The organism is Tardiphaga sp. 37S4 (genome assembly GCF_021044645.1).
Lineage (GTDB): Bacteria > Pseudomonadota > Alphaproteobacteria > Rhizobiales > Xanthobacteraceae > Tardiphaga > Tardiphaga robiniae.
Window position 1 is genome coordinate 5,986,594 of sequence record NZ_CP088008.1, and the last position, 24,391, is coordinate 6,010,984.

A 24,391-nucleotide genomic window follows, 5' to 3' on the forward strand; every position below is an offset into this window, starting at 1 on the left:
TCAGCCGGCCTGTTTCACGCGCATGTACCATTCGACGAGACGGCGAACCTGGCGCTCGGTGTAGCCGCGAACGATCATCCGCGCGACGAAGTCGTCATGCTTTTTCTCGGTCTCGCCGTCCTTCTTCGATCCGAAGGAGATCACCGGAAGCAGATCTTCAACTTGAGAGAAGATGCGCTTTTCGATGACTTCCCTGATCTTCTCATAACTCGTCCAGGTCGGATTCTTTCCACCGTTCTGTGCTCGCGAGCGAAGCGAGAACTTCACGACTTCGTTGCGGAAGTCCTTGGGGTTGGCGATTCCGGCCGGTTTTTCGATCTTGCTCAGTTCCTGATTGAGCAATTCGCGATCGAGCAATTGTCCGGTGTCAGGATCCTTGAAGTCCTGATCCTCGATCCAGGCATCGGCATAGTCGACGTAGCGATCGAACAGGTTCTGGCCGTAGTCCGAATAGGATTCCAGATAGGCTTTCTGGATTTCGTGACCGATGAACTCCGCATAGCGCGGTACTAGCTCGGCCTTGATGAATTCGAGATAACGTTTTTCGACTTCATCAGGCATCTGCTCCCTGCGGATCGCTTGTTCCAGCGTATACATCAGGTGTACGGGATCCGCCCCAATCTCCGACGTGTCGTGATTGTAGGTTGCGGCCAGAACTTTGAACGCGAAGCGCGTCGAGGCACCGTCCATGCCTTCGTCAACACCGGCGGCGTCCTTGTATTCCTGAACGCTGCGGGCCTTCGGATCCGACTCTTTCAGGCTTTCACCGTCATAGACCCGCATCTTGGCGAAGGTGGTCGAGTTTTCGTGCTTGCGCAGCCGCGACATCACGGAAAAGCGCGCCAGGGTTTCCAATGTCGCCGGTGCGCAAGGTGCGGTGGCGAGTTCGGAGCCCTGAATGAGCTTCTCGTAGATCTTCTGTTCTTCAGTGACGCGCAGGCAGTACGGCACCTTGATGACGCAGATACGATCGATGAAGGCTTCGTTGTTCTTGTTGGCCTTGAAGCTCTGCCACTCGGACTCGTTGGAGTGAGCGAGAATCACGCCGGTGAACGGAATTGCGCCGATGTTTTCGGTGCCGATATAGTTGCCTTCCTGCGTCGCCGTCAGCAGCGGATGCAGCATCTTGATTGGCGCCTTGAACATTTCGACGAATTCAAGCACGCCCTGATTGGCGCGGTTGAGGCCACCGGAATAGCTGTAAGCGTCGGGATCGTTTTGGGCGAAGATTTCGAGCTTGCGGATATCCACCTTGCCGACCAGCGAGGAGATGTCCTGGTTGTTCTCGTCACCGGGTTCGGTCTTGGCGATGGCGATCTGGCGCAATCGCGACGGCTGGATGCGGGCGACGCGGAATTGCGAGATGTCGCCGCCGAAAGCTTCGAGCCGCTTGTAGCACCACGGACTCATGAGACCCGTAAGCCGCCGGCGCGGAATGCCGTATTTCTCTTCGATCATCGGGCCGAGCGTGTCGGGATCGAACAGGCTGAGCGGGCTTTCATAAACCGGAGAGAGTTCGTCGCCGGCTTTCAGCACATAGATGGGATGGACTTCCATCAAGGCCTTGAGGCGCTCGGCAAGCGATGATTTGCCGCCGCCGACCGGGCCGAGCAGATAGAGAATCTGCTTGCGCTCTTCGAGACCCTGCGCCGCATGTCGGAAGAAGGCGACGATGCGTTCGATCGTATCTTCCATGCCGTGAAAGCCGGCAAAGGCTGGATAGCTACGGATGGTACGATTCAAAAAAATACGGCCAAGGCGTGGATCCTTGGCCGTGTCTATCATTTGAGGCTCGCCGATCGCCGCCAGTAGGCGTTCCGCCGCGTTCGCATATCGCATCGGGTCCCCTCTGCAGGATTCCAGATACTCGGACATCGACATGTCCGTCTCACTTCGGGCTTCGTAACTTCTAGCGAACGCATTGAACAGAGAATCGTTGTACATGATCCCTCTCTCCTTGCTGGTCGGCCGTCCTGTTGGTCGCGATGCTCCTAAGGTGGTAACGGAACGCGTCTTTCCGATCGCGACTCAACATCAGCACTATAGCCTTCAGGACACATCCAGGTCCGAAATCGCGCAATGCGATCTGAGTGCATCGCGCGACTCATATTCAGGCACTTGCTTATAAGTTAGGCGAGTTTTGCCATGTCTCAAGGGCTAACAAAGCGATTGTGCACGCCTGTGACTCGAACGCCACAAAGTTGCCGTATGTGGGAAGCTTTCGGAATCATGTACCGACGGCGCAGTTTGGATGAGTCGAAACGCGCACAAGAATGCTGGTGAGCGGAGGTTGCGCTCAGTTCCGATCGCTGGGCAGGACAGGCAGCGGAGTCACCTCGATACCTTCATCGATCAGCGACCGTGCTTCATCCGGCGTCGCTTCGCCGTAGATCGGACGATGTTCGATGTCGCCATAATGCATCTTGCGAGCTTCGGTCGGGAAGCTTTCACCGACATTGTCCGCGTTTTTGGTAACGTGATCGCGCAGTTCTTTCAGCTTGGCGCGCAGTTCGGCTTCCTGCGGCGCCATCATCAGCGGGGCTGTGGTCTCGGAACCGGCGTCAGGGGCGGGTGCCGGGCGATTCTTGCTCTTGCCCACGATACGCGGGGCCATAATGGCCTTTTCGACCTTCACCGATCCGCAATTCGGGCAATTCACCAGCTTGCGCTTCACCTGGGAGTCATAGGCGCCGGAACTCTGGAACCAGCTTTCGAAAGCATGGCCCTTCTCGCAGCGCAGGTCGTAACGGATCATGTCGCTTGCCGGACAAGGTGCAGATAGTCTGGGCCCGATTTGGGATCGCTGACGCTGAAACGACGGCCGTGCTGCAGGGACGGTACGGTCTTGCGCGCTTCCGTCACCTTCGCAGGATCGATCTTGGCCAGAATGAAGCCCGGCTCGACGCCCGTCGCTTCGGCCAGAACCACGCCCCATGGGTCGATAATCAGCGAGTGTCCATATGTCGCACGCTTGTTCTCATGCACGCCGCCCTGGGCTGCCGCAAAGACGAAGCAGCCAGTCTCGATGGCGCGGGCGCGCAGCAGCGTGTGCCAATGAGCTTCGCCGGTCTTCTGGGTGAACGCCGAGGGCACGGTGAGGAAAGACGCGCCGCTTTCGGCCAATGCGCGATAAAGCGCCGGGAAGCGGACGTCGTAGCAGATGGTCAGACCGATGCGGCCCCAGGGGAGATCCGAGATGACGGCGGTCTCGCCCGGCTGATAATTCGCGGATTCGCGATAGCTCTCGCCGTTCGGCAGGTCGATGTCGAACATGTGGATCTTGTCGTAGCTCGCCAGGACATTGCCGTCCGGTCCGATCAGGAACGAGCGATTGGCGGCGCGTTCGGGGTTGGCCAGCACGGCCAGCGATCCGATATGCAGGTAGATCTTCAGCTCCGCGGCGAGCGCGCGATAAGCCTTCAGCGAGAGGTCGTCTTCTTCCGGGCGCAGATGTTCGAACAGCGCTGTGCGGTTGAGCTGCATCATGTTGCTCACTTCCGGCGTGAGCACATAGTCAGCGCCGGCGAGCACGGCTTCGCGGATCAGATGGCGGCCCTGTTCGAGGCTCGGCTCCGGCAGCAGGCCGGTGCGCATCTGCACCATTGCGGCGGTGAAGGTCTGGGGCTCGGACGTCGGAGATGTCTGGCTCATGAGGTGGCCTTCTCGCCTGCGATCATGGCGTCAAATTTGCCTTCGCGGTCCAATGCATAGAGATCGTCACAGCCGCCGATAAGGGTGCCATCGATGAAGATCTGCGGGAAGGTGGCGCCGGGATAGGTACGGTCGAACATTTCCTGGCGCAGCTTCGGATCGGTCGCGGTGTCGAAATGGGTGAATGCAGCTTTCTTGCGCTGGAGCAGCGAGATCGCGGCGCTGCAATAGCCGCAGCCGGGGCGGGTGTAGATTTCAATCGCGGCGGCCATCGTGTGCTCCGGTTCGCAGGGAAATGTCTGATTATATGGGGACCTTGTGGGCCTCCACAACCCGCGCAAAGACCAGCACATCGACCTGGGCCGCCTTGGCGCGCAGCAGCGCCCGTGCGCAGGCGTCGGTCGTGGCACCCGAGGTCAGCACGTCGTCGACCAGAATGACGCGGCGCCCCTGGATTTCAGCCCGGCGTTCAGGCGGGACCTTGAAGGCGCCCTGGACATTGCTGGCGCGCTCGGTGCGCGACAGGCCGATCTGGTGCTCGGTCGGGCGTATGCGCCGCAAGGCGTCGCGGGATATTGCAACGCCGCTCTGCCGGCCGATTGCCCGGGCCAGCGCGCCGGACTGGTTGAAGCGCCGGCTGAAGCCGCGCCGCCAATGCAGCGGCACCGGCACCAGAATATCGGCATCCGCGAGCAATTCCTTCCCCGCTCGCGCCATCCAGCGACCCATGGTTGGCGCGAGGTCTGTCCGGTCATGATATTTCAACTGACGCACCAGCGCGCGGGCGACATCATCGTAGCGCACAGCTGCGCGGGCGCGCTGATAGGCCGGCGGATCAGCAATCGCCTGCATCGACAGGATGCCCGGGCCGGGATCGTAGACGAAGGGGATGCCGAGCCGGCTGCAGAAGGGCGGCGCGATGAAGGAGAGCTGGCCCCAGCAGGCTGCGCAGACGCCTTCGCCGGCGACGGGTTCCCGGCAGGCGACGCAGAGCGTCGGCAGCGCGATGTCGAGCGCAAGGCGGGCGGTTTGCGTCCATGCAGACCGGCAAAGCTTCAGCGCGCCGCGCAATTGCGCGGGTAGGGACCGTGACACTGTCGCCTCTGCGTCCATAGGTTGAAGGCTAGAGCTCTCCTGAGTTGATCTCAAGCGCGATTGCCAGATCCCCGGTCTTCGGCGTACCAAGCCGCATGGCTCAGACCCCGAATGCCGCACCTATTCTGTTCGACCGCGCTCTGCTGCGGGCACGGCAGGCTCGTGCGTCGCGGCTGGGCGCCGAGAATTTCCTGCTGGACCGTGTCATCGCCGACATGGATGAGCGATTGCAGGCGGTGCTGCGCCAGTTCGACAATGCGGCTGACGTCGCGACGCCGGGTAACCGTCTGCATGACGTCGTGGCCGGGCGTGTCGGCCATCTCACACATGCCGACGTGCCCGATGTCGAAAGCGATGGTCTCAATCTCGCGCCGGCGTCGCTCGATCTCGTCATTTCCGCGCTCGGGCTGCACTTCGTTAACGATCTGCCAGGCGTCATGGCGCAGATCCGCCGCGCGCTGAAGCCTGACGGTCTGCTGCTGGCCGCAATGCTCGGCGGCGACACGCTGACCGAGCTGCGGCAGTCCTTCGCCGCGGCGGAAGCCGAACGCGAAGGCGGCATCTCGCCGCGCGTCGCACCAATGGCCGATCTGCGCGATGTCGGCGCCTTGCTGCAGCGCGCGGGATTTGCGCTGCCGGTGACCGATGTGGATCGCGTCGTGGTGCGCTACGACAGTGCCTTCGGTCTGATGCAGGATCTGCGCAGGATGGGCGCGACCAATGTGCTGGTCGAGCGCCGCCGGGCGCCGCTGCGCCGCGCGACGCTGCTGCGTATGGCGCAGATCTACAGTGAACGCTTTGCCGATCCCGACGGCCGCATCCGCGCGACCTTCGACGTCATCTGGCTATCCGGCTGGGCGCCGCATGAGAGCCAGCAGAAGCCGCTGAAGCCGGGCTCGGCGAAAGCAAGTCTCGCCGACGCGGTGAAGGGGCTGAAGCCCTAGAGCAGATCGATCAGATGCGGGATCAGCGGGATATCCGCGGCCGGCATCGGATAGTCGCGCAGCCTGTTGGGGCGCACCCAGGCAAGATTCTGGCCTTCCCTGGAGATCGCGAGGCCTTCCCAGCGCCGGCAGATATAGAGCGGCATCAACAGGTGGAAGTCCTCATAGGCGTGGCTGGCGAAGGTCAGTGGCGCGAGGCAGGCTTCCTTCACCGTGATCCCGAGCTCCTCGTCGAGCTCGCGGATCAGCGCCGCTTCCGGCCGTTCGCCGGGCTCCAGCTTGCCGCCGGGAAATTCCCACAGGCCGGCCAGCGCCTTGCCTTCCGGCCGCTGTGCGATCAGCACGCGGCCGTCGGGATCAATCAATGCGCAGGCGACGACGAGGACGAGTTTCATAGGGTTATTACGCGGTTGTTGGTTGTCTGGGACATGTGTGGGGCACAGGGAACGATCGCATCGCCAGCTTTTCCGGGCGCGCTCTCATTGTTCGGTATGAGAGTTTTGGTTGCAGCATCGTTCGGGATTACCTGAATGTCGACATGGGTCGTGAGCTGCACGCGCGGCAGTTCGATGATGTAGTCGACCGTGTCCGCTCCCGAATAGTCGCTGCTGGGCATGTAAACCAGTTGCAGTGCGCGCATGCGTTTCCCGACACAGGTCTGGTCGTCCCCGGTCACATTCTTTTGTGGGGTGACCATGATCGTCCGTCCGCACAGACTGCCATGCGACGGAGGTTTGGCGATAGTGAGCTTGGGCAGCACCGGCTCACATTTCGCGTTCCATCGCACCGCGAAGCCAAGGCCGACCTCCTGACCGGCCTTGACGCTGCGGGTGAGCGTGCGTGTCCTGCTCGATGACTGATCCTGCGCTTCGGCGGTGCCGATTGGCATTGCGACGGCACAGGCAAGGATCAGACCCCCTGTCGTGCCGGCCATCGCACATATCTTCATCGACGTCGTCCGCAGGCGCAGTAGCAAGCTAAGACCGATAGTCGCCGTTGATGGCGACATATTCCTTGGTGAGGTCGCAGGTCAGCACGCGGTCGCGGCCCTTGCCGAGGCCGAGGGTGACCTTGATCTGCACTTTGGGGTTCTTCATCGCGTTGGACACTTCGGTCTCGTCATAGGACGGGTCGCGTGCGCCCAGTTTGGCGACACGGATGCCATTGAACGCAATCGAGAGCTTGTCGCGGTTGGCGGGCTCGCCGGCCTTGCCGACAGCCATCACCACGCGGCCCCAATTGGCGTCTTCGCCGGCAATCGCCGTTTTCACCAGCGGCGAATTGGCGATCGACATGGCGATCTTGCGCGCCGAGGCCTTGGTCGTCGCGCCTTCGACGACGACTTCCACCAGCTTGCGCGCGCCTTCGCCATCGCGTGCGACCTGTTCGGCGAGGTCATTGAGAATGACGTTCAGGGCCTTCACGAAAGGCTTCAGCCTGATGTCGCTGGCCTTGGTGATCTTCGGCGCGCCCTGTGCGGCTGCTGCGCCGGTGGCGAACATCAGCAGCGTGTCCGAGGTCGAGGTGTCGCCGTCGATGGTCACGGCATTGAACGAATCTTCCACGCCGGCCTTCAGGAGTGCCTGCAATGCGGGCGCGCTGATCGGTGCATCCGTGAAGATGAAGGACAGCATCGTCGCCATGTCCGGCGCGATCATGCCCGCGCCCTTGGCCATGCCGTTGATGGTGACCTTGGCCTTGCCGAGTTTCACCGTGGCCGTCGCGACCTTCGGGAAGGTGTCGGTGGTCATGATCGCCTTGGCGGCATCCATCCAGCCGTCCGGTCCGGCGCTTTCAGCGAGTGTGGCGAGCACACCGTTGAACTTTGTGGCGTCGAGCGGCTCGCCGATCACGCCGGTCGAGGCCAGGAAGATCTCGTTCGGCTTGCAGCCGACGGCCTTGGATGCGATGTCGCCGGTGAGTTTGGTCGAGGCCTTGCCGGTCTTGCCGGTGAAGGCATTGGCATTGCCGGAATTGACCACCAGCGCCTGCGCTTTGCCGTTTTTCAGCACCGCGCGGCACCACTCCACGGGAGCCGACGGGCACTTCGACTTGGTGAACACGCCGGCTGCCGTCGTGCCCTTGTCCATCACCGCGAGCAGCACGTCGGTGCGGCCCTTGTAGCGGATGCCGGCGGCGGCGGTGGCGAGGCGCACGCCTGCAATGGCGGGCATCTCGGGAACGTCGGTCGGGGCGAGGGGGGAGACGGGGGACGGCTTGGCCATGAGTGCTTTCAGCTTTCGTAAAAAGATGAAGCGCTCTGTATCACCTCTGCCACCGTGGTGGGAGAGGGCTTCATGGAGAAGGGAGCAATGTCATGGCTCCGTCATGCGCACCCGTCCGGTCGCGCATGATCCTGTCCGAAAACCAGGACTAGCCGGGGCCGAATTTGAACTTGCCGTCGTCTTCGAGGAACGGGCCGCTGCGCATATAGAGCTGGCCGTTCTCGCCGATAAAGAAGAGCGTGTTCTTCGGCACTTTCTTGGCGCCCTTCAGCAGGAATTTGGCATTGTTGGTGCCCATCTTGTACGCGAAGGTCTTGCCTGACGCGTCGTAGCCATAGCCCATGTCGGGCGAGAGCACCCAGGGCGTCGGCGCCTGAGCCAGAGCAGGGCCGGCAAGGGCCGATGTCATCAGTGCGGCGGCGCACAGCATCGTAAAGGCTCGAGCGGTCATCCCAAATTCTCCGAAACGTGTTTTTGAAAGTACATCGCGGCTGCGCGGTTGTCTTGAACAAATCACGAACGGTGACAGGCCGTCAATACGACATGCGGTCGCGACAGAGTTTGTTATTTCGCAAGCGCGGTCTGGCGACTATCTTTCGCTTTCGGGCTAAGCCGGTCCACGATGAATGCGGCGATGGGGATGATTCGACAATGCGAGCGATCGTGAAAAGTCTTTTGGTTGTTGGCGCGGTGGTATTGGCGCCCGGTCTTGCTGCGGCAGATGATTTCAAGCTCAGCAACAACCAGCGCATCTCCTGCGGGCGTGGGCTTGCCGCAGGCAAGCTGAGTACGGCGACCTGCCGCTCTTATGCCTATCTGTTCAATGCGAAGACCTCGGAATATTTCCGTTGCTCGGTGTCGCTATCGATGACGCGTGATGCCAAGGAAGTCATCAACGTCCAGAGCGACGGCGCCTGCGTGAAGAAGCCGCGCGTGTTCGACACCGACTCCAGCTATTCCTTCGATGCCACGGAGACCGAGCCGCCGAACACCAATTCGTTCTTCGGCAATGGTGGTTTTGCCATGTGGGTCAGCGACAACACCCAGCAGAAAATTCGTGGCTGTGTCACGATTCCATCGGGCCTCGGCTCGGACGTGTCGCGCTGTATCGATATGAAGTTCGAGTAGGCGGCTTTCTTATCCTTCCCCCTTGCGGGGAGGGTGGCCGGCCGAAGGCCGGTCGGGTGGGGGTGCCACAAACGCCATCGCCTGTGGCACCCCCACCCCGGCCTATCGGCCGACCCTCCCCACTGCGCATTGCTACGCAATGCTTGAGGGAGGGATGCCTCTAACGCCTGCGCGTCGTTGCTGATGTGAATGTCAAACAGCTTCAGACATGCGTCATCGCCCCCATTGTTAGCGGCGCGGGGGCGCCGTCGTTGCTTGCATTCCCGCCCTCTTGTGAGAGGGCGTGCGGAACGCCGGGTGCCCGATGCACCCTTGGGCCTGATGCGAATGCGGTCTTCCGCAATTGAGAGTGCATCAGGACTTTCGGAGGCGCCGAGCAAGTGCCCAGCGTTCCGCCTGCGGTGTTTTTTCGGTTGCTTGCACTTTGCCTCGACGAACGCTCCGATCGCGAATTAAAGTCCCAAGGCGATGGGAAGGGAGCCTCAAGCGAGTAAGCCGAACGCGTTTTGACTTGGTCGTCCGTCACACTGTTCAGGGGTCATTCCATCCGAAGGTCGGCCGTCTCCTTGCCAGTGGCAGTGCTGGCGCAGATCCGTCCTGCCCGAAGACAGACGTCCCCCGTGAACCGCGTAACGCCGCATCTCCGGCGTCCACCGCATCCTGCCCGGCGAACGTGACGATCGCGATCGCCCCTCTCGGTGGGGCAGGACGAAGGGAATATAAACCTGATAGGGATGGTGTCAACGGGAGATAGGAAAAAATGTTTGGATGCGTTCCCTCCACTGTCATTCCGGGGCGCGCCCTTGCGCGAGCCAGGAATCCATAACCACGATCGAGCTTATGGATTCCGGGCCTGCGCCCCAGCCGGCTGCGCCGGCCGGGCGCATCCCGGAATGACAATTGAGGACTCAGCGCGTCCGGGCTTACGCACGCCCTCAGGCAAACCAATTGGTTTGCCGGGGAATGACGAGTGTGGAATAGGCGCCAACCGCACTCCCAAAACAAAAGGGCACACGCGGATGCGCATGCCCTTCGATCTATTCACGCTTAACGAAGCAAGACAGGCAGGCGCGTCTAACGCCCTGCCAACCCTGCGCTGCCCTTACTCCGGCTTGATGCCGGCGAACTGGGCGACCTTGCCCCACTTCTCGATTTCCGACTGCACATAGGCATCCATGTCGGCCGGCGAACCGCCGGTCGGATCGGCGCCGAGCTTGATCAGGCGGGCAGTACCATCGGCCGACTTGATGAACTTGTCGGTCGAGGCATTGAGCTTGGCGATGATCTCCTTCGGCGTCTTCGCCGGGGCTGCGATGGTGAACCAGGAGGCGGCGTCGTAGCCGTCCACGCCGGATTCCGCGATGGTCGGAATGTCCTTCATCGGCTCCCAGCGCTTGCTGGTGGAGACGGCGAGTGCGCGGATCTGGTTGCTCTCCGCGAAAGGCTGCGCGGCGGGCAGGTTGTCGATCATCACATGGACGCGGCCGCCGATCAGGTCGGTGAGCGCGGGGGCGCTGCCCTTGTAGGGCACGTGGGTCAGCTTCACGCCGGTCATCGACTTGAACAGTTCGGTTGACAGATGCGCGGTCGAACCGAGGCCCGGCGTGCCGTAGAAATATTCGTCCGGCTTGGCCTTGGCGAGTTCGATGAACTCCTTGACGCTCTTGGCAGGCAGCGAATTGGTCACCGAGAACAGGTTCGGCACCTTGGCGATCACGATCACCGAGGCCAGATCCTTCACCGGATCATAGGTCATGTTCTTGAACACGAACTTGTTGATGGCGTGGGTGCCGGGCGTGCCGACCAGGAAGGTGTAGCCGTCGCCTTCGGCCTTGGCGACGAAATCAGCGGCGATGTTGCCACCGGCGCCGGCCTTGTTCTCGACGATGAACTGCTGGCCCATCTCTTCGGACATCTTCTGCGCGACGACGCGCGCCAGAATGTCGGTGGTGCCGCCGGCCGCGAACGGAACGATGAACTTCACCGGCTTGGTGGGCCACTCTGCGGCGCTGGCGCGGCGCGACAGGATCGGCAGGGTGCCGAGGGCAGCCGCGCCGCCGAGGATCACGGAGCGGCGGGACGGGAAGCGGATCGATGATGACATCTCGAAGAGTCCTTTTGCATGTCGGACAGGCCGCGCGGCTGCGACGCGCGATCTGATTGAGGGTGTTTAAGACAATGACGGGAGGCCGGGATCAAGTGGGAACCGGCACGGCTGGTACAACGAACCCGAAGACGGTCCGCTCCTGCGACTCATCTGCGCAACCGGCAGGTCTTTCCAGCTTCTCCCGATCAGGCGTTTCCATGGACAACACGCATGGGAACGTACTGGGGTGGATGGTACTATGCTGCACTGCGAGTTGCTACCGCAATGCAATACCATCCTTAAGCATTTGGTACTAACGGCTGATGACGTGCGTCGGAAGGTCGCGTCTCCGGCATGGCCACGATGAACAGGATGAGGCCGATCCCCGCCAAGGCGGCAAGCGCCAGGAATGCCGCGCTGTAGCCGGCCTTCACAACGATCACGCCGGCTATGGCCGTGCTGAGAGCGCCGCCCAATCCTGCGGCGGTGGCGATTGCGCCCTGGCTGATATTGAAGTGGCCGGTGCCGTAAGTGAGGTCCGCGACCACGAGCGGAAAGATCGCACCGAAGATTCCGGCGCCGATGCCATCGAGGGTCTGCACGCCGACCAGCCAATAGGGATTATCGGAGAGCGGATACAGGGCGCCGCGCAGCGCCAGCACGGCAAGCGCGCAGGCGAAGATCGGCTTGCGGCCCCAGACATCGGCCTTGCGGCCGACCAGCATGGCGACCGGCACCATCACCAATTGTGCCGCGACGATGCAGACCGACATCAGCGTGGTGCCGAGCTCGTTGTTCACCAGTGCGAGTTTCTGGCCGACCAGCGGCAGCATCGCCGCATTGGAGAAATGAAACAGCACGGTGGCGGCGGCAAATATCAGGAGCGGCTTGCAGGTCAGCAGCACCTGAAAGCCGGAAGGCCGGTCGGCGGCATCGTGATCGTGCGTTTCGTCGAGATCGCCGAGGCCGCGGGCCATCTGATGATCGATGGCATCAGCGGGGATCGCCAGCGTCGCGAGGATGCTCGCCACAGCCATCGCGGCCATCAGCCAGAACACGACGATCGGCCCGAAGGCATAGGCGAAGATGCCGGCCAGCGTGGCTGCCGTCGCGTTGCCGGCATGGTTGAACGCCTCGTTGCGGCCGATCCGGCGGGCAAAGGCTTTGGGGCCGACAATGCCAAGTGTGATCGCCGCCAGTGCCGGCGCGAAGACGGCCGCGGCGACACCGGTCAGTGCCTGTGTCGTGGCGACGAAGACGAAGCCCGGATACAGCGGCAGCGCGATCGAGCCGAGCGTTACGATGACGGCGGCAAGAATGACGATGGCGCGCTTGGCCTTGGTCTTGTCGATCAGGGCGCCGGCAGGGGTCTGCGCGACGATACCAGCGAGGGCGGCGACCGACATCACGATGCCGATGGAGGCCTCATCCCATTTCTGGACCGTGAGGAGATAGATCGCGAGATAGGGCCCGAGCCCGTCGCGGACATCGGCAAGAAAGAAGTTCAGCGCGTCGAGCGGATGCTTGATCCTGTTGGCGTCGTCGTGCACGCGTGGTCCTCACGGCACGGCAGTGCCCGGCAGGCAACGGCGCGAAGGCACGCCGGTTCCGCGGTAAAATCCGCGGCCCCCGACCGACCGGCTCATTGAAAAGTAGGCCGTTACGCGATACATAACACCATGATCAAGACCTTCGCAGACAGGCAGACGGCCGACATCTTTGCCGGGAGGCCGATCAAGAAAGGCTTCCCGAACGCCATCATCGATGTGGCGCGGCGCAAGCTGGATATGATCGACAGTGCGCCGACCCTCGAAAGTCTGAAGGTGCCGCCGAGCAACAAGTTGCATCCGCTCAGAGGCGATCGAAAGGGCCAGCAGGCCATATGGATCAACAGCCAATGGCGCGTTTGCTTCGTTTGGCGCGATGGTGACGCTTACGATGTCGAAATTACTGACTACCACTAGGAGATAGCATGAGTATTCCACGCGAGAAGATTCAGATGCAGCGTCTCCCGACTGCGCCGGGAGAGATGTTGCTCAAGGAATTCATGCTCCCCAACGATCTCTCGGCACGTGCGCTCGCGCGCGATCTGGGCGTGCCGCCAAACCGCATCACAGGGATCATCAATGGCAAGCGCGCCATGACGGCCGAAACCGCGGTGTTGCTTGAGAAGCGCCTGGGCATGCCCGGTGAGTTCTGGATGAACCTGCAATCGAGCTATGACCTCGCCGTGGCGCGGCAAAAGCCTTCCGAGGCAGCTTAGTGCACAGCGCGGACTAAACCTGTGACATCATGAAGAAGGCCGCGACACCTGAGTGCGCGGCCTTAAGTCTGGTCTTGTGGCGGGCTGGTCTTACTTCCCGATGCCCTTTTCCTTGAAGTATTTCAGCGCGCCCGGATGGAACGGCACCGGCGAGCGCTCCTGCACCTGGTTGTCGAGCGAGAAGCTCTCGGCCTCCTTGTGCACGGCGACGATGTCGGCTTTCTTCTCCACCAGCGTCTTGACGATGTTGTAGGCGTCGTCATCGCTCATCTTGTTGCCGGTCACGATGATGTTCCAGACTTCGGTATTGGCGTTGTCCTTGTCCATGCCGGGATAGATGCTCTTGCTGATGGTCGAGGGCGAGTACAGCTTGCCGTATTTCTCGTTCATCTTGGCGGCAAGGTCGGCGTGGTCGACGAACTTGATCTTCATGCCGGGTGTGGCGGCGAGATCGGTGACGGCGGCGGTAGGGACGCCGCCGACCCAGAAGAAGGCGTCGATCTTGCGGTCCTTGATGGCGTTGACGGACTCAGCCACGCCGAGACGCTCGCGCTTCATGTCCTTGTCCTTGTCGAGACCGGCGGCTTCGATGACGCGGAACGCCATCACTTCGGTGGCACCGCCCGGCGAGCCTGTGGAGACGCGCTTGCCCTTGAGATCCGACATCTTCTCGATGCCGGCGCCCTCGATGGTCACGATATGCATGCGGTTCGGATAGACCACCAGCAAGGTCTGCAGCGGCACCTTGCCGCTCTTGAACTTGTCCTGGCCGTTCAGTGCGTCGAGCGCGGCGTCGGCCATGCTGAAGCCGAGTTCGCTCTGGCCCGAGGCAATCAGCTTGAGGTTATCGACCGAACCACCGGTGACTTCCGCGGTGGCCTGGGTGTTCGGGAGTGCCTTCGACAGCACATTGGCGATGGCGCCGCCGAGCGGATAATACACGCCGCCAGTGCCGCCGGTGCCGATCGCCATGGTCTTCTGCTGCGCGATGGCCGCGCCTGCAAGGCCGGCAGTGGCGACCAGCGCCGCGGCAATCGATGTCTTTCTGAAACGCTTGAACATGGTTGTCCTCTCCTCCAGTTTTCCTGTGATGTCGCGGTGACTATTTCACCGCGCCGACTTCCTTGAGATATTTCAGCGTGCCGGGGTGATAGGGCGCCGGTGATTGCGCTGGTGTCTGCGTGGCCAGATTGATGTTCTCCGCCTCTTTATGAACGGCGACGAGATCGGCCTTGTTCTCGAAGATCGTCTTGGTGATCGCATAGGCCGTCTCGTCCGACATCTTGTCGGTGGCCATGATCTGGTTCCAGGCGGCGAAACCACGGCTGTCGGTGGTCTGGCCCGGATAGCTGCCGGCCTTGATCACGCTGGGTGCGAAGATCTGGCCATATTTCTTCACGATCGGCTCTAACAGGTAATCGATATCGATCAGCTTGATGGTGACGCCCGGCGTCGCCGCGAGATCGACCACCGCGGCCGTCGGCACGCCGCCGCCCCAGAAAAAGGCATCGATCTTGCGGTCCTTGAGCGCGGATGCAGATTCCGCCACCGACAGACGTTCGCGCTTGACGTCCTTGTCCTTGTCGAGGCCCGCGGCTTCGAGCAGGCGGAAGGTCTGCGCCTCGGTGGCGCTGCCCGGCGCGCCGCCCGAGATGCGCTTGCCTTTAAGATCGGCGAATTTCTCGATGCCGGTGCCGGCGATGGTCACGACATGGACCGGGCTGGAATAGACGGCGACGATGGTGCGCAGCGGAACGGGCTTCTTGAATTTGTTCTCGCCCTTTACGGCGTCGGATGCGACGTCACCAGTCATGAAACCGAGATCGGCCTGGCCGGTCTCCAGGAGCTTGATGTTGTCGACGCTGCCGCCGGTGACTTCGCCGGTGGCCTGGGTATGCGGCAGTTTCTTCGACAACAGGTTCGCGAGACCGCCGCCGAGCGGATAGAAGATGCCGCCGGTCCCGCCGGTCGCAATGGCGATGGTCTTGTCTTCCGCAGAAGCGCCGATCGCCGCGCAGGCGATGCCGAGCAGTGCAAGGCTAAAAGCTGTCCATCTCATCGCGTCACTCCCTGAAGTCGGCGGCGCCGCTTATCTGCGGCGTCCGCGTCGTGCGATAACTTGACGTTATTCGTTTCTGTCGTTGGTCATGCCGGTGCCGGTTGCGTCCTCGTCCTTGCCTGCCACACCAGCACGCCGAGGCCGATGATGAGGCCGGGCACGAATGTGTAGCTGATGTCGCGACCGATGATCGATTCGATGATCGCCTCGATCAGGCTCGGGAACACCAGCAGTAACCCCGATAGCAGAAGCAGGCCGCGCTCGATCGGTGTATTTTGTCGCAGTGCCCAGTTCTGCGCGACGGCGGCGAGTGCCAGCAGTCCCAGCGTCGTCTTGAAGGTGATCTCGACGATGTCCACCCACGAGCCGCCCTTCGGAATGTTCAGCAGCAGGCCGACGCCTTGCGGATCGCAGACGAAGACGAATGGCACCAGGAAGGCCGGCAGTGTGTATTTCCACGACTGCAGCGTGGTCTTGTAGGGATCGCCGCCGGTGATTGCCGCCGCCGCAAAGGGCGACAGCGCGGTCGGCGGGGAGACTTCCGAGAGCACCGCGTAATAGAAGATGAACATGTGTGCGGCATAATCAGGCACGCCGAGCTTGATCAGCGCAGGTGCTGCGATCACCGCGCAGATGATGTAGGACGCGGTGACCGGCACCGCGAGGCCGATGATCCAGACGATCAGCGCCGTATAGATCGCCGTCAACAAGAGGCTGCCGCCCGCATAGGAAATCACGATCGACGAGAATTTCAGGCCGAGGCCGGTGAGCGTGACGACGCCGACCACGATGCCGGCGCAGGCGCAGGTGGTGGCGGCATTGAGCGCGCCGATCGAGCCATCGGCCAGCGCCTTCACCAGCTTCTTCGGTACCAGCGCGGTATCCTTGCGCAGGAAACTGAGCACGAAGGTCACGAGCGTGGCGTAGAACACCGACAGTGACGGCGAGTAGCCGATGATCATGAAGACGACGACGGCGAGCAGAGAGATGAAGTGGAACCCGTAACGCTTCATCATCACGCCGAGGCTGAGCTCAGGCCTGACATTGACATTGTGGGCGCCGAACCGCTTCGCGTCGATCTCCACCATGATCAGCAGCGACAGGTAGTAGAGACAGGTCGGGATGGTCGCCATCCAGATCACGTCGAGATAGCTGATCTTGAGGAATTCGGCGATCAGGAACGCGGCGGCGCCGAGCACCGGCGGCGACAGGATCGCGCCGAGCCCACCCGCGGCCAGCAAGCCGCCGGCAGCGTTCTTCTCGAAACCGGCCTTGGCCAGCATCGGGGCGGCGACGGTGCCGATCATCACCGTGGTAGCGACGCCGGAGCCGGAAGGCCCGCCGAGCAGGAACGAGGACAGCACCACGGTGCGGCCAGCGGCGTTCGACTTGTTCCCCATCAATGATAGCGAGAAATCGATGAAGAATTTGCCGGCGCCGGACATCGACAGGAAGGCGCCATAGATCGTGAACAATATGATCAGCGTGGCTGACACGTCCACCGCGACGCCGAAGATGCCCTCCAGGGTGATGAAGAGATGGCCGACGAGACGTGGCAGGTCATAGCCGCGATGGGTCCATGGCGCCGGCAGATGCGGACCGAGCATCGCATAGGCAATGAAGAAAACGGACACGACCGGCATGATCAGGCCCGTGGTACGGCGCGTCGCTTCCAGCAGCAGCACGATGAAGACGATACCGACGATGACGTCCATATGATCCGGCAGTGTGGCGCGGTCGGTGAAATCGTCGCCGCCCCACAGTGCATAGGCAATGGTGCCGATGGCGACGATGCCCGGCACGATGTCCCACCAGCGCACGCGATTGCGGAAGCGCGCTGCGACGGGGAATAGCAGGAAGCTGAGGATCAGCGTGAAGGCGACGTGGACATAGCGCAACTCCTGCGTCGGCACGATCGCGTAGGCGGCATAGAGATGAAACAGGCTCATCACCACGGCGATGCCGGTGGAGATCGTTCCGGCCCAGCCCAACAGGCGATTTGTTGCGCCTTCATCGGCTTCGATGAAGGCTTCAGCCTTTGCCAAAGCCTCGTCGGAGATGGCAACGGTGTCATCGCTCGTGTTTGATTTCTGGTCAGCCATGTTTCATCCCCCGGGATATTTCCCGCAGCCGGCTTTGCCGGCCTTATTATTCTGAGTGCGGCGCATTCATGCCGTTTTACCCGGCTGGCGCAAGGGCTTACCGGTGAAACTTTCGTCGCGGCAACGGCGTTCGCTATTGCGACGCCGTTGACCGCATGAGGGCTGCGGTTCACCTTCGCGGCCTGAACGACAGGAATAAAAAGAGCATGAGGAAGCGTCTGATAGCGGCCATGACGACTGTGGTCGTCATGTGCAGCGCAGCGGCACGCGCCGAGCAGTCGATCACGCTGCTGACCGGCAATACATCCGGGGTCTATTTGCCGCTCGGCGTCTCGATCGCGATGATCTATGCGGATATTCCCGGCGCGAAAGTTCAGGTGCAGACAACCGACGGTTCGGTCGAGAATCTCTCGCGGCTGCAGCAAGGCACCGGGCAGGTGGGTTTTGCGCTTGGCGATGCCCTGAAGGACGCCTGGGCCGGCAATGCCACGGCTGGCTTCGACGGCAAGCAGGACCGGCTGCGGGTGATCGGCGCGCTCTATCCGAATTACATCCAGATCGTTGCCACCAAGGAGAGCGGCATCAGGACGCTGAGCGATCTCAAGGGTAGAAGCCTCTCGGTCGGCGAGCGGAGATCGGGCACCGAGTTGAACGCCCGCGCCATTCTGGGTGCTGCGGGGCTGCGCTACGAGAATCTTGGCGAGATCAGGTATTTCTCCTTTGCCGAATCCACCACGATGATGATCGAGAAAAAGCTGGACGCGACGCTGCAGTCCGCCGGTCTCGGCGTCACGTCGATCAAGGAACTCAGCGAGGCCACGGATATCGTCATCGTGCCGGTGCCGCCGCCCCTGGTGAAAAAGATCGGCGCGCCGTTCAAGTCGGACAGGATTCCAGCTCGGACCTATGTCAGTCAGGATAAATCCGTGCCGACGGCATCGGTGATGAACTATCTGGTGACGAGCAGCGCGGTGTCCGACGACCTCGTCTATCAGATGACGAAGCGCCTGTTTGACGGTCTCGACGAACTCGCCATCGCGCACCGCGCTGGCCACGAGATCAGGTTGGCCAGCGCCGTGAGCAAAAGTCCCGTGCCGCTGCATCCCGGCGCGTTGCGCTACTATCGGGAGCGGGGCCTGATCAGGTAGAGTGGTCCGGCGGGCTTGCTGGGGCTTTCATGGGTCATTCGTTTCGGACGTTGGTTCTGTGCGCCGCTCTTGCGGCGCCATCGCTGCCCTATGCGGCTGTCCGGGCGCAGGGTGCGGCCGAGGCCGCTGCCACCTGCGCGAATGACGACACCTTGCCTCCCGAGCAGATGCTCGGCATCTGCGGCCTGGTGATCGGCTCGACGGCGGCATTGCCGGACCGCGTTCATGCCCTGATCGTGCGCGCAGGGCTGCAACTCAGGCTGGAACAGGTCGACCTCGCCGTTGCGGATGGCGATCTGGCGATTCAGCTCGATCCCCTCTCGGCCGCAGCGCTCGAAGCCCGCGGCAAGGCGCTTGCAGCCGGCAAGAAGTTCGACCGTGCACTTGATGATTTCGACCGCGCGATTAGGCTGCGGCCGAACGAGGCCCAATTATTTGCGAGCCGCGCCGCGACCTTCGCATCGATGCACGAAAATCGATTAGCCGTTCGCGATTACACCGAGGCAGTCCGCCTCGATCCCAATCGGGTGCAAAGTCTCGTTGAGCGGGCCGCCGCCTATGCCAGGCTCAAGCGCTTCGATCTGGTGATCGACGACCAGAGCGACATCATTCGCCTGGAGCCGACCGCGGACCATTACGATGCGCGCGGTCAGTCCTATGCGCGCAACAATGCCTATGGCCGCGCGATTGCGGATTTCGACGCGGCGATCCGGCTGGAGCCGAAGGCCAGCTACTTCGTGAATCGCGGAAACTCCTTCAGTCTCAGCGGCGCGTATGACCGTGCTATCACCGACTACACGACGGCGCTGCAGCTTCAGCCCGAGCTGGCGATGGCCTATAACAATCGTGGCGTCGCCTGGCGCGACAAGGGCGACCCTGCGCGGGCGCTGGCCGATTTCGACGCAGCCGTTCAGATCGATTCAACGCTGGATATCGCTTTGCGACATCGCAAGCAGCTTGAGAAATATCGGGTGGCGGCGCGCAAGCCGGCGATCGGATTGCATCCATCCGCCGATGCGAGCACGCGATAGACAATGACTTTTCGCAATTCATATGTTGGCAGTGTATTGCGCGTTATCGGCGTCCTGCTCGTATTATGTTGCGTGGCTCCCGACAGGGCATGGCCGGCGGTCAACGAGCCCGCAGCCACCGCGCCCGTCGATCCCGCACTGTGCGTTGCGGCTGTCGCCTCAGGCGATGACGAGAAGATTCTCGCAGTTTGCAGCACGCTGATCGACAACGAAAAGACCGAGCGGCCCGACCGGCTGAAAGCGCTGATCGCGCGCGCCGGCGCCTATATGCGTAAGGATCAGACCGATCGCGCTATCGCCGATTATGACGCGGCGCTGCGGCTCGATCCGACGCAGGCCGTTCTGTTCAATGCGCGCGGCGAACTCTGGCGCAAGAAGGGTGATCGGCCGCGCGCAGTCCGCGATTTCGGTGCGGCGATCAAGCTCGATCCGCAGCTCGACGTGGCGCGCGCCAATTACAAGGCGCTGGCGCAGGAGATCGAGCGGATCGGCGTGGAGATGTCGGTCAAGCCACAACCAAAGGCACCCTTGAAATAGCCTGTCATCCCGTGACAATGACGAGATAATGAACCCCGGCGGTAAAGCCGGGGCGGGAGAGACGCCATGACGACCAACGCATCCAGCCGCTATCACGACGTCCACGCGCAGTCGCTGTCCGATCCGGAAGGCTTCTGGGGCGAGGCGGCGAAGGCGATCGACTGGATTGCGCCAGCGAAGAAGGTGTTCGATCCGTCCATGGGGCTCTACGGCCGCTGGTTTGTCGGCGGCCTGCTCAATACCTGCTACAACGCGCTGGATCGCCATGTCGCCGGTGGCCGCGCCGATCAACTCGCGCTGATCCACGACTCGCCGCTGACGCGTGAGGTCCGGAAATTCACCTATGCGCAGCTGCTGCATGAGGTGCAGGTGCTCGGCGCCATCCTGCAGGACCTTGGCGTCGGCAAGGGCGATCGCGTCATCCTCTATATGCCGATGGTACCTGAGGCTGTGGTCGCCATGCTCGCCTGCGCGCGCATCGGCGCGGTGCATTCGGTGGTGTTCGGCGGCTTCGCGGCGAAGGAGCTCGCGACACGCATCGACGATGCGAGGCCGAAGCTGATCCTGTCGGCGAGCTGCGGGATCGAGCCCGGCCGCATCGTGCAATACAAGCCGCTGCTGGATGACGCGATCGCGCTCGCCAGCGCGAAGCCCGATGCCTGCATCATCCTGCAGCGCCCGCAGCATGGCTGCGATCTCGTGGCCGGCCGCGATCATGACTGGGCCGAATTGCGCAGCAAGGCGATGGCGGCGGAGAAGTCCGCGGATTGCGTGCCAGTGCTGGCGACCGATCCGCTCTATATCCTCTATACGTCCGGCACGACCGGTAAGCCGAAGGGCGTGGTGCGCGACAATGGCGGTCATGCCGTCGCGCTCGCCTGGTCGATGTGGAATCTCTATGGCGTGAAGCCGGGCGAAGTCTGGTGGTGCGGCTCCGACATCGGCTGGGTGGTCGGCCATAGCTATATCGTCTATGCGCCGCTGTTCCATGGCGCGACCTCGATCATGTATGAAGGCAAGCCGGTCGGCACGCCGGATGCCGGCGCGTTCTGGCGTGTCATCTCCGAACACAAGGCCGTTGCTTTCTTCACGGCGCCGACCGCCTTCCGTGCCATCCGCAAGGACGATCCGGACGGCAGCTTCATTCGCAAATATGATCTCTCGCAATTTCGCACGCTGTTTCTCGCCGGCGAGCGCGCCGATCCGCCGACGGTGGACTGGGCCGAGAAGCAGTTGACGGTGCCGGTGATCGATCACTGGTGGCAGACCGAGACCGGCTGGTGCATCGCTGGCAATCCGGTGGGCCTAGGACAACTGCCGGTGAAGCACGGCTCGCCGACGGTGCCGATGCCCGGCTACAAGATCGAGGTCGTCGATGAAGCGTCGAAGCCGCTGCCCGCGGGCACCATGGGCTCCATCGTGATCAAGCTGCCGATGCCGCCGGCCTGTCTGCCGACATTGTGGGAGCAGGACGAGCGCTGCAAGGAAGCCTATTTCAATGAATTTCCCGGCTACTACAAAACTTCCGATGCCGGTTATCTCGATGATGACGGCTATGTCTATGTGATGGGCCGCACCGACGACATCATCAATGTTGCCGGCCACAGGCTCTCCACCGGTGGCATGGAAGAGATTCTGGCCTCGCATCCTGACGTTGCCGAATGCGCCGTGCTGGGGATCAAGGATAGCATCAAGGGCGAGGTTCCCTGTGGCTTCCTGGTGCTGAAGGCCGGCGTGGAGAGGCCGGTTGCTGACATCGAGAAGGAAGTGGTCGCGCTGGTGCGCGAAAAGCTCGGCCCCGTCGCGGCGTTCAAGCTCGCCATCGCTGTCGGCCGGCTGCCGAAGACGCGTTCGGGCAAAATCCTGCGCGGCACCATCAAGAAGATCGCGGACGGCGACAGCTGGACCATGCCCGCGACCATCGAGGATCCGAAGTCGCTGGACGAAATCGGCGCGGCGTTGAAGGGCAGGGTCTAAGCAGACCTTACAAATCCCGCATTTCGCGCTAAACACTCTCACGTCATGCCCGGGCTTGACCCGGGCATCCATCTTCCTTTCAAACGGCAAAGCTGGATTGCCGGGTCAAGCCCGGCAATGACAGAGAAGATCAAGTAACGGAACCATGCATGCGACTGACCTCGACCTCTCTCATCGCGCTGACGCTGGCCGCGACGCTGCTCAGCGCCTGCGCGCGCCGCACCGACATTCCCATGTCGAGCCTCGGCGATGACGATGACGCGATCTGCCGCGCTAATGGTGTCGCTGTCGGTTCGCCGGAATATGCGGCCTGCCGCAAGGACCGCGACGTTCAGCGCAGCAATGCCATCAATCGCGCCGACCGCGCGCAGCGCAATCTCGGCGAGTACATGCTGAACAATCCAAGCCGGCCGTAACGCCGCGGATTGATATTCCGCAACACTGTGTCTCCCAAAGGCAACGACCGCGCAGCGAGACGCTGTGCGGTCGTTTGCTTTTGATTGAGATCAACGTGTGAGCGCCGCGGCGAGCGTCTTTCGGATCTGATCGGGTGAGATCGTTCACCCCGAACGAATCGAAAGACAGGGCGCTTGGCGATGAAGAGAATCTTGACGACCATGTCGTTGCTGATGGCAGCAACGGCGATGACCAGCATGGCGACAACGGCGGACGCCGCCGATCTTCCGGCGGCGACGCCGTACACCAAGGCGCCGGTGGTCGAGGCGTGGAATCCCTGGATGATCCGTCTGCGCGTGCTCGGCGTCATTCCGGAGAATGGTGGTACGGTTCACCAGGTGCCGGGCTCCAGCCTGAAGACCTCCGATCAGGTCGTTCCCGAACTCGACATCTCGTATTTCTTCACGCCGAACCTCGCAGCCGAACTGATCCTTGGTGTCACCAAGCACCACGTCACCGGTGACGGCGCGATCGCCGGCCTCGACGTCGGCAAGGCGTGGCTGCTGCCGCCGACGCTGACCTTCCAATATCACTTCACGCAGTTCGGCGCCTTCAAGCCCTATATCGGCGCTGGCGTGAACTACACCTGGTTCTTCAGCCAGAGTGCCAGCGGCGTGGGCGTGATCAACAGCCGTTTGAAAGACACCGCGGCGCCGGTGCTGCAGTTCGGCTTCGATTACATGATCGACAAGCATTGGGGCTGGAATGTCGATGTGAAAAAGATGTGGATGCGCCCGGATTGGGAAGGCACGCTGGCCAGCGGCGCGGCGATCACCGGTCAGGTCAAGCTCGACCCGTGGCTGGTCGGCACGGGTATCACCTACAAGTTCTGATCCCTGGTATTTCTTGCTTCCCCTCTCCCCTTGTGGGAGAGGGTGCCTGAGCGAAGCGAAGGCGGGAGAGGGGGCGTGTTTTGCACCACCCCCTCTCCCGTCTCGAACCCGCTTCGCGTGTTCGATCCACCATGGCGGACGAATTCGTCCGCCAGCTCCCGCCTTGCGCAGCTTCGCTGCGCGGGGAAAGGGGAAGACAGGCACCCCCGCAAAGGACGCATCATGGATATCAAGGTCAGGGATTCGAACGGCGCGCTGCTCGCCGAAGGCGATACCGTCACGCTGATCAAGGACCTCAAGCTGAAAGGCTCGTCCACCGTGCTCAAGCGCGGCACCGTGATCAAGAACATCCATCTCACCGACAACGAAGACGAGATCGAAGGCCGCACCGACAAGGTCAAGGGCCTGGTGCTGCGCACGGAATTTCTGAAGAAGGCGTGAGGATTACTTCTCACGCTTTCTGTCATCATATCGCTCTCGGAACGTCGAGAGCCGTGACAGGAACGCCAGCATCAGTCCGATGCCACAGATCGAGAACAGCATCGTGAAGATCTTGGCGATGGCCGTGGTCGGCGACAGCGTGGCGTCGCCAACCGTGGTCAGGGCCATCACACTGAAATAGGCGGCGTCGATCCATCGCCAGTGCTCGACAATGCGGAAGAAGATCGTGCCGCCGGTCATGGCGATGGCCAGCAGGAACAGGATCGCGCGAAATTCGGGATCGCGCAGGCCGCGGCGGAAGCCGGCCAGCAAGCGCATCAGACCAAGCCAGAGAGATGCCATCGTCGCCACTCCATGCGTTGCCGTCCATGCGCGATGTCGCAGGATTCGATGGCGTTTGGAAAGTGAAGATTAT

General features: G+C 62.1%; 26 protein-coding genes. 11 read left to right on the plus strand and 15 right to left on the minus strand.

Going from position 1 to position 24,391, the window contains the following annotated elements; all coding sequences use genetic code 11:
* The 5 genes from LPB73_RS28415 to LPB73_RS28435 all read right to left on the minus strand — a co-directional run bounded on the left by LPB73_RS28415 (position 1) and on the right by LPB73_RS28435 (position 4,764).
* Entirely contained in the window at positions 1 to 1,944 is a 1,944-nt protein-coding gene (locus tag LPB73_RS28415) for a PrkA family serine protein kinase (protein WP_089267701.1), read from the minus strand.
* A gap of 352 nt (positions 1,945 to 2,296) precedes the next feature.
* Complete coding sequence (locus tag LPB73_RS28420) at positions 2,297 to 2,755, minus strand: DUF1178 family protein (protein ID WP_089267700.1); 459 nt, start codon at positions 2,753 to 2,755, stop codon at positions 2,297 to 2,299.
* Complete coding sequence (locus LPB73_RS28425) at positions 2,752 to 3,651, minus strand: carbon-nitrogen hydrolase family protein (RefSeq protein ID WP_175368049.1); 900 nt, start codon at positions 3,649 to 3,651, stop codon at positions 2,752 to 2,754. The genes LPB73_RS28420 and LPB73_RS28425 overlap by 4 nt, the downstream gene beginning before the upstream one ends.
* Positions 3,648 to 3,923, minus strand: a complete 276-nt coding sequence (gene grxC, locus LPB73_RS28430) for a glutaredoxin 3 (protein WP_068729362.1) — start codon at positions 3,921 to 3,923, stop codon at positions 3,648 to 3,650. Before grxC ends, LPB73_RS28425 begins: the two co-directional genes overlap by 4 nt.
* A gap of 31 nt (positions 3,924 to 3,954) precedes the next feature.
* Positions 3,955 to 4,764: a ComF family protein gene (locus LPB73_RS28435; protein ID WP_231078970.1), complete on the minus strand. Its 810-nt coding sequence runs from the start codon at positions 4,762 to 4,764 to the stop codon at positions 3,955 to 3,957.
* Positions 4,765 to 4,841: 77 nt separating this feature from the next.
* Here LPB73_RS28435 and LPB73_RS28440 point away from each other — a divergent pair, with 77 nt between their 5' ends.
* Positions 4,842 to 5,690: a methyltransferase domain-containing protein gene (locus LPB73_RS28440; protein ID WP_231078971.1), complete on the plus strand. Its 849-nt coding sequence runs from the start codon at positions 4,842 to 4,844 to the stop codon at positions 5,688 to 5,690.
* On the opposite strand, the gene LPB73_RS28445 is transcribed toward LPB73_RS28440, so the two are convergent.
* The 4 genes from LPB73_RS28445 to LPB73_RS28460 form a co-directional block, all read right to left on the minus strand.
* A complete protein-coding gene (locus tag LPB73_RS28445) occupies positions 5,687 to 6,085 on the minus strand; it encodes a (deoxy)nucleoside triphosphate pyrophosphohydrolase (protein WP_231078972.1) in 399 nt (132 codons plus the stop codon). The two genes, LPB73_RS28440 and LPB73_RS28445, sit on opposite strands and share 4 nt — an antisense overlap.
* Positions 6,082 to 6,624: a hypothetical protein gene (locus tag LPB73_RS28450; RefSeq protein WP_231078974.1), complete on the minus strand. Its 543-nt coding sequence runs from the start codon at positions 6,622 to 6,624 to the stop codon at positions 6,082 to 6,084. Before LPB73_RS28450 ends, LPB73_RS28445 begins: the two co-directional genes overlap by 4 nt.
* 43 nt (positions 6,625 to 6,667) lie before the next feature.
* Positions 6,668 to 7,915: a bifunctional glutamate N-acetyltransferase/amino-acid acetyltransferase ArgJ gene (argJ, locus tag LPB73_RS28455; protein WP_175368045.1), complete on the minus strand. Its 1,248-nt coding sequence runs from the start codon at positions 7,913 to 7,915 to the stop codon at positions 6,668 to 6,670.
* A 148-nt stretch (positions 7,916 to 8,063) separates the two neighbouring features.
* Complete coding sequence (locus LPB73_RS28460; RefSeq protein ID WP_184512165.1) at positions 8,064 to 8,366, minus strand: hypothetical protein; 303 nt, start codon at positions 8,364 to 8,366, stop codon at positions 8,064 to 8,066.
* Between the two features lie 200 nt (positions 8,367 to 8,566).
* Between LPB73_RS28460 and LPB73_RS28465 the strand changes: the two genes are divergently transcribed.
* Positions 8,567 to 9,043 carry a hypothetical protein gene (locus LPB73_RS28465; RefSeq protein WP_089267692.1) on the plus strand — a complete coding sequence of 159 codons (477 nt, stop codon included), beginning with the start codon at positions 8,567 to 8,569 and terminating at the stop codon, positions 9,041 to 9,043.
* A 1,102-nt stretch (positions 9,044 to 10,145) separates the two neighbouring features.
* Here the strand turns inward: LPB73_RS28465 and LPB73_RS28470 are convergent.
* Positions 10,146 to 11,147, minus strand: coding sequence for a Bug family tripartite tricarboxylate transporter substrate binding protein (locus LPB73_RS28470; RefSeq protein ID WP_089267690.1), 1,002 nt, complete (start codon positions 11,145 to 11,147; stop codon positions 10,146 to 10,148).
* A gap of 281 nt (positions 11,148 to 11,428) precedes the next feature.
* Positions 11,429 to 12,679 (minus strand): MFS transporter, encoded by a 1,251-nt coding sequence (locus LPB73_RS28475; RefSeq protein WP_231078976.1) that lies wholly within the window; start codon positions 12,677 to 12,679, stop codon positions 11,429 to 11,431.
* Positions 12,680 to 12,808: 129 nt separating this feature from the next.
* On the opposite strand from LPB73_RS28475, the gene LPB73_RS28480 reads away from it, so the two are divergent.
* Both LPB73_RS28480 and LPB73_RS28485 read left to right on the plus strand, forming a co-directional pair.
* Positions 12,809 to 13,093, plus strand: coding sequence for a type II toxin-antitoxin system RelE/ParE family toxin (locus LPB73_RS28480; RefSeq protein ID WP_231078977.1), 285 nt, complete (start codon positions 12,809 to 12,811; stop codon positions 13,091 to 13,093).
* 8 nt (positions 13,094 to 13,101) lie between these two features.
* On the plus strand, positions 13,102 to 13,392 hold the full coding sequence (locus LPB73_RS28485; protein WP_231078978.1) for a HigA family addiction module antitoxin: 291 nt from the start codon (positions 13,102 to 13,104) through the stop codon (positions 13,390 to 13,392).
* Between the two features lie 90 nt (positions 13,393 to 13,482).
* Here LPB73_RS28485 and LPB73_RS28490 read toward each other — a convergent pair whose 3' ends face one another.
* From LPB73_RS28490 to LPB73_RS28500, 3 genes are all read right to left on the minus strand, one after another.
* Positions 13,483 to 14,454 (minus strand): TAXI family TRAP transporter solute-binding subunit, encoded by a 972-nt coding sequence (locus LPB73_RS28490; protein ID WP_231078979.1) that lies wholly within the window; start codon positions 14,452 to 14,454, stop codon positions 13,483 to 13,485.
* A 40-nt stretch (positions 14,455 to 14,494) separates the two neighbouring features.
* On the minus strand, positions 14,495 to 15,451 hold the full coding sequence (locus LPB73_RS28495) for a TAXI family TRAP transporter solute-binding subunit (RefSeq protein ID WP_231078980.1): 957 nt from the start codon (positions 15,449 to 15,451) through the stop codon (positions 14,495 to 14,497).
* Positions 15,452 to 15,537: 86 nt separating this feature from the next.
* On the minus strand, positions 15,538 to 17,553 hold the full coding sequence (locus LPB73_RS28500; RefSeq protein WP_231078982.1) for a TRAP transporter permease: 2,016 nt from the start codon (positions 17,551 to 17,553) through the stop codon (positions 15,538 to 15,540).
* 206 nt (positions 17,554 to 17,759) lie between these two features.
* Here LPB73_RS28500 and LPB73_RS28505 point away from each other — a divergent pair, with 206 nt between their 5' ends.
* From LPB73_RS28505 to LPB73_RS28535, 7 genes are all read left to right on the plus strand, one after another.
* Entirely contained in the window at positions 17,760 to 18,701 is a 942-nt protein-coding gene (locus tag LPB73_RS28505; protein ID WP_231078983.1) for a TAXI family TRAP transporter solute-binding subunit, read from the plus strand.
* A 29-nt stretch (positions 18,702 to 18,730) separates the two neighbouring features.
* Complete coding sequence (locus LPB73_RS28510) at positions 18,731 to 19,732, plus strand: tetratricopeptide repeat protein (protein WP_231078984.1); 1,002 nt, start codon at positions 18,731 to 18,733, stop codon at positions 19,730 to 19,732.
* Between the two features lie 3 nt (positions 19,733 to 19,735).
* Positions 19,736 to 20,269: a tetratricopeptide repeat protein gene (locus LPB73_RS28515; RefSeq protein WP_231078985.1), complete on the plus strand. Its 534-nt coding sequence runs from the start codon at positions 19,736 to 19,738 to the stop codon at positions 20,267 to 20,269.
* A gap of 66 nt (positions 20,270 to 20,335) precedes the next feature.
* Entirely contained in the window at positions 20,336 to 22,246 is a 1,911-nt protein-coding gene (locus LPB73_RS28520; protein WP_231078986.1) for a propionyl-CoA synthetase, read from the plus strand.
* A 149-nt stretch (positions 22,247 to 22,395) separates the two neighbouring features.
* The gene (locus LPB73_RS28525) at positions 22,396 to 22,662 is read left to right on the plus strand and encodes a hypothetical protein (RefSeq protein WP_089267682.1); all 267 of its coding nucleotides are present in this window, start codon (positions 22,396 to 22,398) and stop codon (positions 22,660 to 22,662) included.
* Between the two features lie 180 nt (positions 22,663 to 22,842).
* Positions 22,843 to 23,535, plus strand: a complete 693-nt coding sequence (locus LPB73_RS28530; RefSeq protein ID WP_231078987.1) for an OmpW/AlkL family protein — start codon at positions 22,843 to 22,845, stop codon at positions 23,533 to 23,535.
* 222 nt (positions 23,536 to 23,757) lie between these two features.
* The gene (locus LPB73_RS28535; RefSeq protein ID WP_011665834.1) at positions 23,758 to 23,976 is read left to right on the plus strand and encodes an alkylphosphonate utilization protein; all 219 of its coding nucleotides are present in this window, start codon (positions 23,758 to 23,760) and stop codon (positions 23,974 to 23,976) included.
* 3 nt (positions 23,977 to 23,979) lie between these two features.
* Here the strand turns inward: LPB73_RS28535 and LPB73_RS28540 are convergent, their stop codons facing one another.
* A complete protein-coding gene (locus tag LPB73_RS28540; RefSeq protein WP_184512154.1) occupies positions 23,980 to 24,318 on the minus strand; it encodes a potassium channel family protein in 339 nt (112 codons plus the stop codon).
* Between the last annotated feature and the right edge of the window lie 73 nt (positions 24,319 to 24,391).